This window comes from Pseudomonas sp. D3-10 (assembly GCF_051132175.1).
Lineage (GTDB): Bacteria > Pseudomonadota > Gammaproteobacteria > Pseudomonadales > Pseudomonadaceae > Aquipseudomonas.
Genome location: NZ_CP071668.1, coordinates 3,044,169 through 3,057,295, shown reverse-complemented (window position 1 = coordinate 3,057,295; position 13,127 = coordinate 3,044,169). Strand labels below are relative to the sequence as shown.

11 protein-coding genes are annotated in these 13,127 nt (G+C 59.9%); 9 read left to right on the top strand and 2 right to left on the bottom strand.

Annotation, left to right across the window (positions count from 1 at the left end; all coding sequences use genetic code 11):
• Positions 1 to 17: 17 nt before the first annotated feature.
• The 7 genes from J3P90_RS13770 (at position 18) to J3P90_RS13740 (ending at position 8,918) form a co-directional block, all read left to right on the top strand.
• Positions 18 to 830 (top strand): oxidoreductase, encoded by an 813-nt coding sequence (locus J3P90_RS13770; RefSeq protein ID WP_420764019.1) that lies wholly within the window; start codon positions 18 to 20, stop codon positions 828 to 830.
• Positions 831 to 884: 54 nt separating this feature from the next.
• Positions 885 to 1,871, top strand: a complete 987-nt coding sequence (gene acuI / locus J3P90_RS13765; protein ID WP_420764018.1) for an acrylyl-CoA reductase (NADPH) — start codon at positions 885 to 887, stop codon at positions 1,869 to 1,871.
• 203 nt (positions 1,872 to 2,074) lie between these two features.
• A complete protein-coding gene (gene fdhF, locus J3P90_RS13760) occupies positions 2,075 to 5,050 on the top strand; it encodes a formate dehydrogenase subunit alpha (protein WP_434674879.1) in 2,976 nt (991 codons plus the stop codon).
• Complete coding sequence (locus tag J3P90_RS13755; protein ID WP_434674878.1) at positions 5,050 to 5,532, top strand: DUF1641 domain-containing protein; 483 nt, start codon at positions 5,050 to 5,052, stop codon at positions 5,530 to 5,532. The genes fdhF and J3P90_RS13755 overlap by 1 nt, the downstream gene beginning before the upstream one ends.
• A gap of 13 nt (positions 5,533 to 5,545) precedes the next feature.
• On the top strand, positions 5,546 to 6,919 hold the full coding sequence (locus J3P90_RS13750; protein ID WP_434674877.1) for a cytochrome ubiquinol oxidase subunit I: 1,374 nt from the start codon (positions 5,546 to 5,548) through the stop codon (positions 6,917 to 6,919).
• A complete protein-coding gene (gene cydB / locus J3P90_RS13745; RefSeq protein ID WP_434674876.1) occupies positions 6,919 to 7,929 on the top strand; it encodes a cytochrome d ubiquinol oxidase subunit II in 1,011 nt (336 codons plus the stop codon). The genes J3P90_RS13750 and cydB overlap by 1 nt, the downstream gene beginning before the upstream one ends.
• Positions 7,930 to 8,057: 128 nt before the next feature.
• Positions 8,058 to 8,918: a LysR family transcriptional regulator gene (locus tag J3P90_RS13740; RefSeq protein WP_434563984.1), complete on the top strand. Its 861-nt coding sequence runs from the start codon at positions 8,058 to 8,060 to the stop codon at positions 8,916 to 8,918.
• Position 8,919: 1 nt separating this feature from the next.
• On the opposite strand, the gene J3P90_RS13735 is transcribed toward J3P90_RS13740, so the two are convergent.
• Positions 8,920 to 10,377: an MFS transporter gene (locus J3P90_RS13735; RefSeq protein ID WP_434674875.1), complete on the bottom strand. Its 1,458-nt coding sequence runs from the start codon at positions 10,375 to 10,377 to the stop codon at positions 8,920 to 8,922.
• Between the two features lie 221 nt (positions 10,378 to 10,598).
• On the opposite strand from J3P90_RS13735, the gene J3P90_RS13730 reads away from it, so the two are divergent.
• Positions 10,599 to 11,357, top strand: a complete 759-nt coding sequence (locus J3P90_RS13730; protein ID WP_434674874.1) for an SDR family NAD(P)-dependent oxidoreductase — start codon at positions 10,599 to 10,601, stop codon at positions 11,355 to 11,357.
• A gap of 79 nt (positions 11,358 to 11,436) precedes the next feature.
• Entirely contained in the window at positions 11,437 to 11,943 is a 507-nt protein-coding gene (locus tag J3P90_RS13725) for a nuclear transport factor 2 family protein (protein ID WP_434674873.1), read from the top strand.
• A gap of 124 nt (positions 11,944 to 12,067) precedes the next feature.
• On the opposite strand, the gene J3P90_RS13720 is transcribed toward J3P90_RS13725, so the two are convergent.
• Positions 12,068 to 12,982: a LysR family transcriptional regulator gene (locus tag J3P90_RS13720; RefSeq protein WP_420764013.1), complete on the bottom strand. Its 915-nt coding sequence runs from the start codon at positions 12,980 to 12,982 to the stop codon at positions 12,068 to 12,070.
• Positions 12,983 to 13,127 lie beyond the last annotated feature (145 nt).

Below are 13,127 nucleotides of genomic sequence, written 5' to 3'. Positions count from 1 at the left end.
TTGCCGAGGAACACTCCATGACGATCCACAAACCCGTAGCCTTGGTGACCGGCGCTTCTTCCGGTATCGGCGAAGCCATTGCCAACTCCCTCGTAGCGGCCGGCTATCAGGTGTACGGCACCAGCCGGCGAGGAGCCCGGGCCGATCATCAGGCGTATGAGATGCTGGCACTCGACGTGACCGACGATGCCTGCGTCGAGGCCGCGGTTGCGCAGTTGATGCGGTTGGAAGGGCGTATCGACCTGCTGGTCAACAACGCTGGTTTCGGGCTCGCCCCGGCCGCGGCCGAAGAAAGCTCGATCGACCAGGCCAAGGCGATCTTCGATACCAATTTCCTCGGTGTTGTGCGAATGACGCGCGCCGTTGTGCCGCACATGCGGCGCCAGGGTGTCGGTCGCATCATCAACATCGGTTCCATACTCGGCGTGGTATCCGTGCCCTATGTGGCGCTGTACGTGGCGAGCAAACACGCGGTGGATGGCTATTCCCAAGCCCTTGATCATGAATTACGGACCCATGGCATCCGGGTCGTCGTCATCGAGCCCGGTTATACCAAGACATCATTCGAGAGCAACAGCCTGCAGGCTGACGCTAAGCTGGACCTGTACGAGGATATCCGGGGTAAGGTAACCAAGGTCGTCAATCACGCAATGGCCACGGCCGAGGGGCCCGATGTGGTCGCTGACGTGGTGCTCAAGGCCGCTCGCGCCGAGCGTCCGAAGTTGCGTTACACCGCCGGCAAGGCGGCAGCCCAATTGCAGTTCATGCGCCGCTTCGCGCCGGCGGGCATGCTGGATACCGGTATCCGCAAGGCGATGCAACTGGCGTGAATCTGCTCAACCGGGCCCACGACATTCGCCGCTCAAATGCACAGGAAAACAACCATGACCTTCAAAGCGCTGCTTGCCACCAAAACCGATGAAGCCATATCGACCGGCCTGGTCGACTTCACCGAAGAGGACCTGATGCCCGGTGATGTCACCGTCGCTATCGAATATTCCACGGTGAACTACAAAGATGCCATGGCCCTCAGTGGCCGCTCGCCGGTGATCCGCCAGTTCCCGTTGATTCCCGGCATCGACTTCGCCGGAATCGTTGAAAGCTCCAGCCACGCAGGTTTCCAGGCTGGCGACCGGGTACTGCTGAACGGTTGGGGGCTGAGCCAGACGCACCACGGCGGTTTCGCCCAGAAGGCCCGGGTGAGTGGTGACTGGCTCGTGAAGGTTCCGGACGTATTCTCGACCCGCCAAGCCATGGCCATTGGCACGGCGGGCTACACCGCGATGCTCAGCGTGCTGGCGCTGGAACACGGCGGCCTGGCGCCCGACGGGGGCGATATCCTGGTGACCGGCGCCAACGGCGGCGCGGGCTCGGTGGCGATAGCGCTGTTGTCGGGCCTGGGCTATCGGGTGATCGCGTCGACTGGACGCCTGGAAGAAGCCGACTATCTGCGTGACCTGGGCGCTGCAGAGGTGATTGATCGGCGCACCCTGTCGGAGCCGGGCGCACCGATTGCCAAGGAGCGTTGGGCGGGCGTCATCGACTCGGTCGGTAGCCATACCTTGGCCAATGCCCTGGCCCAGACCCGATACCGCGGGGTCGTCGCCGCCTTCGGCCTCGCCCAGGGCGCGGATCTGCCGGGGTCGGTGCTGCCTTTCATCCTGCGCAACGTGACCCTGGCCGGTATCGACTCCGTGAATGCGCCCCAGGCTGTCCGTTTGCAGGCATGGTCGCGTCTGGCCCGGGATCTGGATGTGGACAAGCTTGCTCGCACCACGCAGCTTGTCGGCCTGGCGCAAGTGCCGGAAGTCGCGGCTCGGGTGCTGCAAGGGCAGGTTCGCGGGCGCACGGTCGTGGATGTGAATGCTTGAGCGAAAGGACAAGCCAGCATCTATTAGCGGAGCGTTACAAGCATTCGGATGCCACACGCTGTAGCGGCTTCGCGCAAAAATTAATGAACATTTGCAGCACTGGGATATCGATTCTGTAACTGAACATTTCCGTGTGGGCATTCGGTCTCTAGCTTCGTTGGGCCACTGTCCGGGCGGTCAGTCGGCCAACGGGGCGAATTTCCATGAATGGCAGATACCAGTGCAGCGTCGAGTACAACGGTCGCACCCTCAGGGGTGACGCTGACCAGCCGCTGATCGATTTCTTGGCAGAGCAGGGCATCGACCTGCCTCACGTCTGCTATCACCGCGCCCTCGGGCCGATCCAGACCTGCGATGTCTGTTGGATCGAGCATGATGGCGAGTTGGTCCGCGGGTGCGCGCTGCGTTCCGCCGACGGCATGAAGCTGGTGAGCGAAACGCCTCGCGTGAAGGCGGCGCAGGAAGAAGGCATGGACCGGATCCTTGCCAAGCACGAGCTTTATTGCACGGTCTGCGAGCACAACACCGGTGACTGCACGCTGCACAATACCGTCGCCGACATGAACCCCGTGATCCAGCGCTACAAATACCAGCGCAAGCCCTACAGCAAGGACCACTCGAACCCGTTTTATACCTACGATCCCGATCAATGCATCCTGTGCGGGCGTTGCGTGGAAGCGTGCCAGAACGTCGAGGTCAATGAAACGCTGAGCATCGATTTCACCCAGGAGCATCCAAGGGTGTTGTGGGATGGCGAAACCAAGATAGAGGGTTCCAGTTGTGTGAGCTGCGGTCATTGCGTCACGGTTTGCCCCTGCAACGCGTTGCTCGAAAAAACCATGCAGCCGGATGCCGGACCGTTGACGTCGATGCCCGAGGACATCAAGCGGCCGCTCATCGACGCGGTGAAGACGATCGAGAATACGATCGGTGCGCCGCCCATTACCGCTATTTCCGTCATGGACATGCACTGGCGCCAGCCTGAAATCAAACGCACCAAGACCGTGTGCACCTATTGTGGCGTGGGCTGCTCGTTCGAAATGTGGACTCGCGACCGCACGCTGCTCAAGGTGCAGCCAGTGGTGAACGCACCGGCGAACGGCATTTCCACGTGTATCAAGGGCAAGTTCGCCTGGGATTTCGTGAACAGCGAGAAACGCCTGACGACGCCGCTGATCCGGGAAAACGGCCGGTTTCGTGAAGCAAGCTGGGACGAGGCGCTGACCTTGGTCGCAGGCCGTCTTCTGGCCATAAAACGTGAGCACGGCGCCGATGCCATCGGCTTCATTGGCTCCAGCAAGGCCAGCAATGAAGAAGCTTACCTGACGCAGAAAATCGCTCGCCTGATCATCGGCACCAATAGCGTCGACAACTCCTCACGCTACTGCCAGAACCCCGCGACACAGGGGTTGTTCCGCACGGTCGGTTACGGCGGCGACGCCGGCACGATCGCCGATCTTGAACAGGCGGACCTCATCGTCCTGGTGGGCAGCAACCTGGCGGAGAACCATCCGGTTATCGCTTCGAAAATCAAGGCCGCGCGCAAGCATCGAGGGCAAAAACTGCTGGTGGTCGATCCACGCAAGCATGAAATGGCGGAGCGCGCCGACCTGTTTCTGCAGATCAGGTCGAGCACCGACATAGTCTGGGCCAGCGCCATGTCGCGTTACCTGTTCGATCATGGCATGGCGGACGCGGCATTCCTGGAAGCGCGGGTGAATCAGGTGGACGAGTACCGACGCTCCCTGGAACCCTTTACCCTGCCATTCGCGTCGCAGGTCACCGGGTTGTCGGAGGCGGATCTGGTCAGCGCCGCGAACATGATCGGCAAGGCCAAACGGGTCTGCCTGCTCTGGGCAATGGGCATTACCCAGCATAGCCATGGGGCCGACACGAGCACCGCACTGTCCAATCTCTTGTTGGTTACCGGCAACTATGGCCGCCCGGGAACCGGCGGTTATCCGATGCGCGGCCATAACAACGTCCAGGGGGCCAGCGACTTCGGGTGTTTGAAGAACGTCTATCCCGGTTATGAAAAAGTCACTGACGAAGCGGTTCGAGCCAAGTGGGCGAAGGCCTGGGGTGTGGCGCCGGAACGACTGTCCAACAAGGTCGGTGAAGACAACTTCCTGATGGTTCAGCATGCCGCCGAGCAGAAGATAAAAGCCATGTATGTGATCGGTGAAGAGACGGCGTTTTCCGACGCCGACACTGAAAACGTGCATGAGGCTTTCAGAAAACTCGATTTCATGGTCGTGCAGGACATTTTCTTCAGCCGCACCGCGCAGTTCGCCGACGTCGTGCTGCCAGGCTGCCCAAGCGTTGAGAAGGAGGGCACCTTCGTCAACACCGAGCGGCGGATCCAACGTTTTCATGAGGTTTTTCCGCCGCTGGGCAACAGCCTGCCGGACTGGCGCATCCTGACCGATCTGGCCAAGCGAATGGGCCATGACTGGGGATACGAGCATCCCTCGCAGATCTTCGCGGAGGTGGCCGGTATCGCCACCCTGTTCGCCGGCGCCAGCTATGAGCGCCTGGACGGTTGGAAATCTCTCCTCTGGCCAGTAAAGCCGGATGGCACCGATACCCCGTTGCTCTATACCGACCGGTTCCACACCGACGACGGCAAAGCCGTGTTGTACCCGCTGGAGTGGAAACCTCCGGCGGAAGCGCCCGACAGCGAATTCGACCTGCTGCTGGACAACGGACGCATGCTGGAGCATTTCCAGGGCAACAACCAGACGGGACGTGGCGACCGTGTCGATTCGTTGTCACCGCATTGGTACGTCGAAATCAGTCCCGAGCTTGCAGCCGAGCGGGGTATCCAGGATGGGACCCAGGTGCGGATCACTTCTCGCCGTGGTTCGGTCACGGTGCCGGTTCTGATCACCGATCGAGTGTGCGGCAAGGTGCTGTTCATGCCGATTCACCAGGGCAAGCCCGGCATTAATGAACTCACCGGGGAACATCATGATCCAGACGTCAACACGCCGGCCTACAAGGAAACCGCTGTGAAGATGACGATCCTGAGCGATCCCCCTCCGCAATCGGCATTGCCGCGCGGCAATTTCCGAAACGGCCACAGGACACCGAACAATGGCGTGGCTGTTGAGGTGAAGTGGGCCAGAGACGACTACGCGCCGATCGACGCACCGGCGCCCCATCCGGAGAGGTTTTGATGGCCGAACCTATTGATTACAACGTAAAACCAAGCAAGACCGAGCCTGACGCGCAGGATGAACTCGATCGTCTGGTCCAGAGCCTCCATGAACACGGCGTGCTGCGCATGGCCAATGACCTGGTCTGTGCCAACACGGCGATTGCCAAAGTGCTGGTTGATGGCCTGAACAAGGAAGGCACGCTCAACGTCATTCAGAACCTGTCGATCCTGGCGATGGCACTGTCCCGCGTGCCGCCCGATGAATTCTATCGGCTGGCCTTCGCGCTGAAGGATGCCGGCGCTGCGGTCAGTCAATGGACCGCGCCCAACAACGACGACGTCGCGCCAGGCGTGCGGGGCTCATACCGTTTGCTGCATGACGAATCGCTTTGGCGCGCGATCTTGCCGCTCCTGGAGGGCTTGAAAGCGATGGGTGAGGGCATGAAGAGGCCGATCGATAAACCGATCAGTCAATTCTGCGGCAAACCCAGCGGCGCTTGAGCGGGGCCTGCCCATGGAATCGATGGATTCGGCGTTGGTGCTGGCGCGCTACCAGTTTGCGTTCACCATTAGCTTCCACATCGTGGTTGCCGCATTTTCCATCGGCCTGGCCAATTACCTGATGGTGCTGGAAGCCCTCTGGCTGTGGCGAAAGCGTCAGGTCTATATGGACGTCTACCGATTCTGGCTGAAGATATTCGCCTTGACGGTCGCCGTGGGCACGGCATCAGGGCTGGTCATGGAGTTCGAGTTCGGGACCAACTGGAGCGCGCTGGCCAGCCGGGCGGGGGGCATCCTCGGGCCTCTGATGTTCTATGAAGTCATGGTCGCGTTTTTCCTGGAAGCAGGCTTCATCGGGGTGATGCTGTTTGGCATGAACAAAGTCGGGCCGCGCCTGCATTTTCTGTCCACGTGCGCGGTGGCCGTCGGCTCGTTGTTCAGTGCATTCTGGATACTGTCAGCCAATTCCTGGATGCATACCCCTGCGGGCTTCAGCATTGCCGGCGATGGCCGGTTCGTGCCCGAAGACTGGCTGCAGATCATATTCAACCCCTCGTTTCCCTACCGTATGGTGCACATGAGCATCGCCGCGTTTCTCGGCACCGCCACCCTCGTGGGCGGCGCGGGCGCGTGGCACCTGCTGCGCAACAATACCCACGCGCCTGCGCGAGTGATGTTCTCAATGGCACTGTGGATGGCGGCCGTGGTCGGGCCTATCCAACTCGTCGCGGGGGACCTGCACGGCGAAAATACCCGAGATCACCAGCCGCAGAAGCTGGCCGCGATGGAAGGTTCCTGGCGACGCCCGGAAGCCGGCCAGGGCGAGCCGCTGAGGTTGTTTGCGATACCGGACCAGGCCAACCGCAAAAATGATTTCGAACTGGCGATACCCCATCTCGGCTCGCTTTATCTGCGCCACGACTGGACCGGCACCATACAGAGCCTTGATGATTTCGCGCCCGAAGACATCCCGCCCGTGGCCGTGGTCTTTTTGGCGTTTCGTATCATGGTGGGCATCGGCTTGCTGATCGTGGCCATGGGTATCGCCAGTCTCTTCTTGCGTTGGCGCGGCGGTCTGTTCGAGTGTCGATGGCTGATGCGCTGTGCGGTGTTCATGGCCCCGGCCGGGTTCGTAGCGATGGTTTGCGGATGGGTGGTTACCGAAGTCGGGCGCCAGCCATTCACGGTCTATGGCTTGATGCGCACCGTTCACAGCAGCTCGCAGCAACCGCTCTCATTCGTCCTGGGCAGCACACTCGCCCTGGTGATCCTGTACCTGCTGGTTTTCGGCCTGGGGCTGTTTTACCTGATACGCGCCATCAACCGACTGCCGGCAACTTCAACGGATGCCGACGATCAAGCCAGCGCAACGCGGAGGAAATCGTGATGTTCATCTCTGAAGCGCTGTTACCCAATCTGTCGGCCGCCGCAATTGCCTTTACGATCATCACCTACGTGATTCTGGACGGCACCGACCTGGGCGTCGGCATCCTCTTCGCGACCCGCCAACACCCCGACGATAAGCAGATCATGGTCAACTCCATCCTGCCGATCTGGGACGGGAACGAAACCTGGCTGGTGCTCGGTGGCGGCGGTTTGCTCGCGCTTTTTCCCGTGGCTTACAGCGTCTTGTTTTCCGCCCTGTATATCCCCGTGATCGCGATGCTGCTGGCATTGATTGTCAGGGCCGTCGCGTTGGAGTTCCGGGCCGACGCGCCTGCACGAATGAAGCGCTGGCTCGACGTCAGCCTCGTGACTGGCTCGTTGATCGCAACGCTTTGCCAGGGTGTCATCATGGGCAGCGTGGTACAGGGAATCGATCACCATGAGGGCCGGTTCGCCGGAAACGGTTGGGAGTGGTTGAGTGCATTTGTGCTGGCGTGTGGCCTGGTGCTGGTGATTGGCTACGCACTGCTTGGCAGTTGCTGGCTGTTCTGGCGAACCGAAGGCGCGCTGCAAGCGGCGGCCAGAAGGCAGGCGCGATGGCTGGGGTGGCTGACACTGGCAGGCATTGCAATCATTGTGGTGTGGACCAGCGAGTTGGCGCCGTCCTATCGAGACCATCTTCTTGAATCAAACCTGAGCCCGGCGCTTCTGCTTGTTCAGTGCGCGTTGCTGGTCGGGTTTTACCGGGCTTTTTCCAGCCGATACCATTTCCTTCCGTTGTTTGCGGTATTGGGATGGTTTGGCACGGCGTTCGCTGCCGCGATCATTACCCTCTATCCGTTGATCCTGCCGCCGTCGCTGGCGATCAGCCAAGCGTCTGCTCCCGCTTCGAGCCAAGGGTTCATGCTCGTGGGATTCGCGGTGCTGGTGCCGGTCACGCTGGCCTACAACACGTGGGGGTTCTGGGTGTTTCGCGGTAAGGTCAAGGCGCAGTACTTCCCAGATCGATAAAGCCTGTCTTCATTTCCCGTCTCCGAATGGTGTGTCGACTAGTTTGTAGACATGTCTGTCGAGCGCGGGATTGCTACGGCATCGCCATTGCTGCACTCTCACTCTTCATTTTTGCATCGGGGCGGAGCATGGATTGGAGTGATGTGCGGGTCTTTCTCGCGATTGCCCGCAGTGGGTCATTGGGCGCTGCTGCCAAGCTGTTGGGTGTTAGCCATCCGACCGTGGGGCGGCGCTTGCAGGTGCTTGAACAGTCCAGCGGCCAGCCCATTTTCCTGCGTACCACCCAAGGTCTGATACTGACCGAGAGCGGAGAGAAGCTACTCAGCCTGGCGCAGCAAATGGAGCAAAGTGCGTTGGCCATCGAGCGGCGCCTTGCGGGCGACAGCGCGCAGCCAGAAGGTGTGTTGCGCATCTCCTGCGCTGACTGGTTTGCCTGTTACGTGCTGGCCCCGGTTCTGAGCGAACTGGGGCGACGTTATCCGCTGATCGTGCCCGAGGTCATCGCCGGGCATCGATTGTTCGACCTGGCCCGTCGCGACGCCGACATCGCGTTTCGGATCGTTCCTTTCACCGAACCCGATATTGTTCACCGCAAACTCACTTCCCTGAGCTATGGGCTGTACACCGCCGTCGGATCTCCTGACCTCGAGCCGCAGGGCGAGGGGGTTGGCTTGATTACCATGAGTGTCGCCCAATCACATTATCCCGATGTGCAGTGGCTGCGGCAGCGTTACCCTCTGGCCCGTACGGTGTTCACCAGTAGTAGTCGCACCGTCCAGGCGCAGATGTGCGCGCAAGGGCAGGGCATCGCTGTGCTGCCCCGCGCCCTGGGCGACCGGTTAACGGCGCTGCGCCTGATTGATCCGCATGAGGCGCCACCGGGCCGCGACATATGGATGGGCTACCACCAGGACATGCGGCAGATGGACAGCTTGCGTGCTCTTGCCGACCTTGCTTCCATCATGATCGGCAACCAGGCAGGCGGTTGACTCACTCCGCTGGGTGCATGGCTGTCGTTTGCAGTTGCGCAGCAGGTTGGCGCGCCAGGGTAAGGCTGAGTCCCGTGCCTACGACCAGGCATGCCGCGATACAGAGTATTGAGACGGTGAAGGCGTGTGTGATGGCAGCCGCGTCTGTGTCCGTGCCTAGAAGGGCGTAAAAAACTCCGCCTATTATCGCGACACTCAGTGATGTGCTGATTTGCAGAGTAGAGCTGGTAATGCCCGCAATCATGCCGGAGTACGCTGGCGCCACGCGCCCTGTGATCATGCGCATCAATGTCGGAAGGGCCAGTCCTTGTCCGAAGCCGATCAGAAACAGAATGACGGCAAGGGGCAGCGCAGCGGGGCTGACGGACATCGGCGTGTGCGCCACGAGCCAGGCCAGGAGCATGAGCCCCAACACTTCAAGTCCCATCCCGACCGGATTGACGTACGCCCCCAGCAAATGCCTGAAGTGAGGAGTGGAGAGCGGTCCCAGCAAAAAGCCCGCGCCGAAAGGAAGGAAGACGAGGCCTGCATTGAGTGGGCTCATATGCAGCGCTCCCTGTAGATAAATAGAAAACAGCAGAAAAAACACGCCGATCGCGTAAAAGGTCAGAGCGACGAACAGTGCCCGGCCCAACCCAGGCGCGCGCAGTACGGCAGGATTCAGCAACGGCGCGCCTTGCGCTTGGTGCAAACGGGCTTCGTAGCGCCAGAACAGCCAGGCCAGCAGCGGCACCGCCGCAAGCGACAGCCAGGCCCACAAAGGCCAGCCCGCTTCACGCCCCTCGATCAGCGGCACGATCAGCGCTCCCAGCGTCACCATGGACAGTACCGTTCCGCCCAGATCAAGCTTGCTTGTATGTGGTGCGCGGGTTTCCTTGACCACCGCAATGGCGATCAGAATCACCAGTAACGCAATCGGTAAATTCACAAGAAATATCGCCCGCCACCCCAAGCCCATCAAGTTGAGCGATATCAATATTCCGCCAAGGGCCTGGCCGACTACCGACGCCAGACCAAAGACTGCGCCATAGAGGCTCAACGCCAAAGGTTTTTCGGACTCAGGGAATATGGCCTGCACTGAAGCGAGTGCCTGGGGCGCCATGACCGCTGCCGTCACGCCTTGCAGCGAACGTCCGGCGATCAACATCCAAGGTGACTCGGCGACACCGCAGATCAATGAGGCGATTGCAAAGCCAACCAGGCCAACGAAGAACATTCTCATGCGGCCGTAGATATCGCCGAGCCGACCCCCGGTGATCAATGTCACGGCATAAAGAGCTGCATATGACGAGATGACCAACTGTTCGGCGGAGGAGGCCGTGCCCAGCGATTGTTGAATCGAGGGCAGTGCTACGTTGACGATGAAAAAATCCAGCGGCGGTAAAAACGCACCGACCAACAAGATGGCGAACATCAACCAGCGCCGCGGTTCCGGGGGGGCGATTTTAGTCTGAGGCATAAGGTCTCCTTCCTGAAACACTTCGGTTCCAGATATTCTCGATTGCGGGTCATGCTCTGAATCAGCTGACTCGAATCTAAACGATCAAACCTTCGCTGACGCCTCACATAACTGAACGGCCAATGTTCATTTTTGGCAGTGCCGCTTAGCCCCTGACTCATCTCAAAATGGCCGTACTGTGGTTTCAATCGAGCCACACAACCGAGGCTGAGGAGTCAGATATGTCAGGTAAATTCGCCAATCAGGTTGCAGTTGTCACCGGCGCATCCACCGGGATCGGATTTGCGATTGCGCAGGGTTTGATTGCAGAGGGAGCCAAGCGTGTTTACATCACGGGTCGTTCTGCAGCCACGCTGGAAGCTGCGGTGGCAAAGCTGGGCGACAGAGCCGTCGCGGTCATTTCGGATGTCGCGCGCCAGGCTGATCTCGATAAGCTCAAGGCGACCATTGTGGCCCGTGACGATCAATTGGACGCAGTGTTTGCCAACGCGGGCATTTGTGAAAAAAACCCGGTGGGCGAGACCACGGAGGCGGCTTATTTCAATATGTTCGACATTAACGTAAAGGGCGTTTTTTTTACCGTCCAGACGTTAATGCCATTGTTGAAAGATGGCGCTTCGATCGTGTTGACGGCCTCTATCTGTTCCAGCAACGGGATGGAAGGGCTGAGCCTTTACAACGCATCCAAGGCCGCGGTGCGGTCCTTCGCAAGGACTTGGGCCAACGAACTCAAAGGTCGCAGGATTCGAGCGAATGTCCTGAGCCCTGGCTTCACCCGCACGCCTCTGATGGATAACGGCTTGAAGATGAGCGAACGCGACATCGCCGCGCTGCGACAACATGTCGAGCAGATCACTCCGCTGGGGTATATGGCCCAACCTGAAGAAATCGCCTCGTCGGCGCTGTTCCTTGCATCCGCCGATGCGAAATACGTCAACGGTGTGGAGCTGATGGTCGACGGCGGCCTGTCGCAGATCTGAACACTTGCTTAACCGCAGCGCAGCCCTCGCAGAGGGTTGCCTTTTTCGCTTTTGCGAAGTCTCAGCAGGAAACCCCATCATGAACATTGAAGAACTGAGCACCCGACTGGACGCCCTGGAAAGTCGCGCCGCAATCGAGTCGCTGATCAGCGCCTACGCCAATGCCTTCGATCGCGTTGACGTGTTGCTCCTGAGCGCAATCTGGCACGAAGAATCGACACTGGACTTACCGGGTTTCGGTAAGGCCGGAAACCGTGACGAAATCCTGGCGATGGCGCAAAACAGCTGGCACCAGATGCCTTATATGCACCACTGGATGGCCAACCCACTGATCGAAATCAAGGGTGACAGCGCGGCGGGTACGGTGGCCGCGGATTGCCTGTTCCATGACATTGAAAAAGGTCCGGTTCAAGCCAGTGGGCTGTACCACGACAGGTTTGAACGTCGCGACGGAAAATGGGCGTTCCTGTCACGTCGTTTTGAACTGCACTTTCTGACACCTTTAAAGGATTGGGTACCTGTAGCGGGCGATGAAAAGTACACAGTGGATCAACATCAGCGCCTGAACATGCTTTCACAGAAATGACGTGTTTGCATGACGTCCAGTGAGTAGTGAGTGGCGCGAACGACGAGCGCTGCCCGGTGTGAATGGATCGCCACGGCCGGTGAAAAGTCAGAAATGATCAGCTAAACAGCCTGCCGGACGAAACCTAAAGACTCTCAGGGTCGCCAAAAAACATCTGGATCCGCGACCGCAACCAGCGTTCTCCCGGGTCATTATCCTGTGATCCCCGCCAAGCCATGTGCAGTTCGAAGCTTCGCACCGGGATGGGTGGGTCTTCGGCGCGCACGCCGCCGGCGGCGGTCAATGCGTCGGCGGTGTAATCGGGTACGGTGGCGATGATGTCGGTGCCCGATAACAGTGTGCTCAGGCCGTTGAATTGCGGAACCGCCAGTACCACATGGCGCTTGCGGTCGAGTTTTTCCAGTTCTTCATCGATAAAGCCGCTCAAATCCCCGGCGAATGACACCAGGGCGTGGGGCCGGGCGCAGAATTCGTCCAGGGTCAGCCGTCCCGGCGCGGTGTCGGCCCGTAGCACTTTCGGCGAACTGCGACGCAATACCTTGCGTTTGGCATTGGCCGGCAAGTCGTCGGTATAGCTGACGCCGATGGAGATTTCCCCCGAGGCCAGCAAGCCCGGCATCAGGATGTAATTGACCCGGCGCACCACCAGCACAATGCCCGGTGCTTCGGCTCGCAGGCGCTTGAGCAGCATGGGCAGGAGGGCGAATTCGGCATCGTCCGACAGGCCGATGCGAAACACCGAAGTGCTGGTGGCCGGGTCGAATTCCGCCGCCCGGCTGACCGCGGTGGAGATTGAATCCAGGGCCGGAGAGAGCAGGGCGAAGATTTCCACCGCTCGGGCGGTGGGTTCCATGCTGCGCCCGGTGCGCACGAACAAGGGGTCATCGAACAGGCTGCGCAGGCGCGACAGCGCGGCGCTGATGGCCGGCTGGCCGAGAAACAGCTTCTCGGCGGCGCGGGTCACACTGCGTTCATGCATCAATGTTTCGAACACGATCAACAGGTTCAGGTCGACACGACGCAGGTCATTACGATTCATCTGGGGTCCTGGCAGATTCGGCAAGCTTGACGTGGGCGGCCATATGGGAACAATGACCGGCATGAATCTTACGGGGAAAGGCTGGTACTCTGCATCGGGTAAATGCATTTTCTTAGGGATAAGTCCTACAGGACTGGTTAGGTTT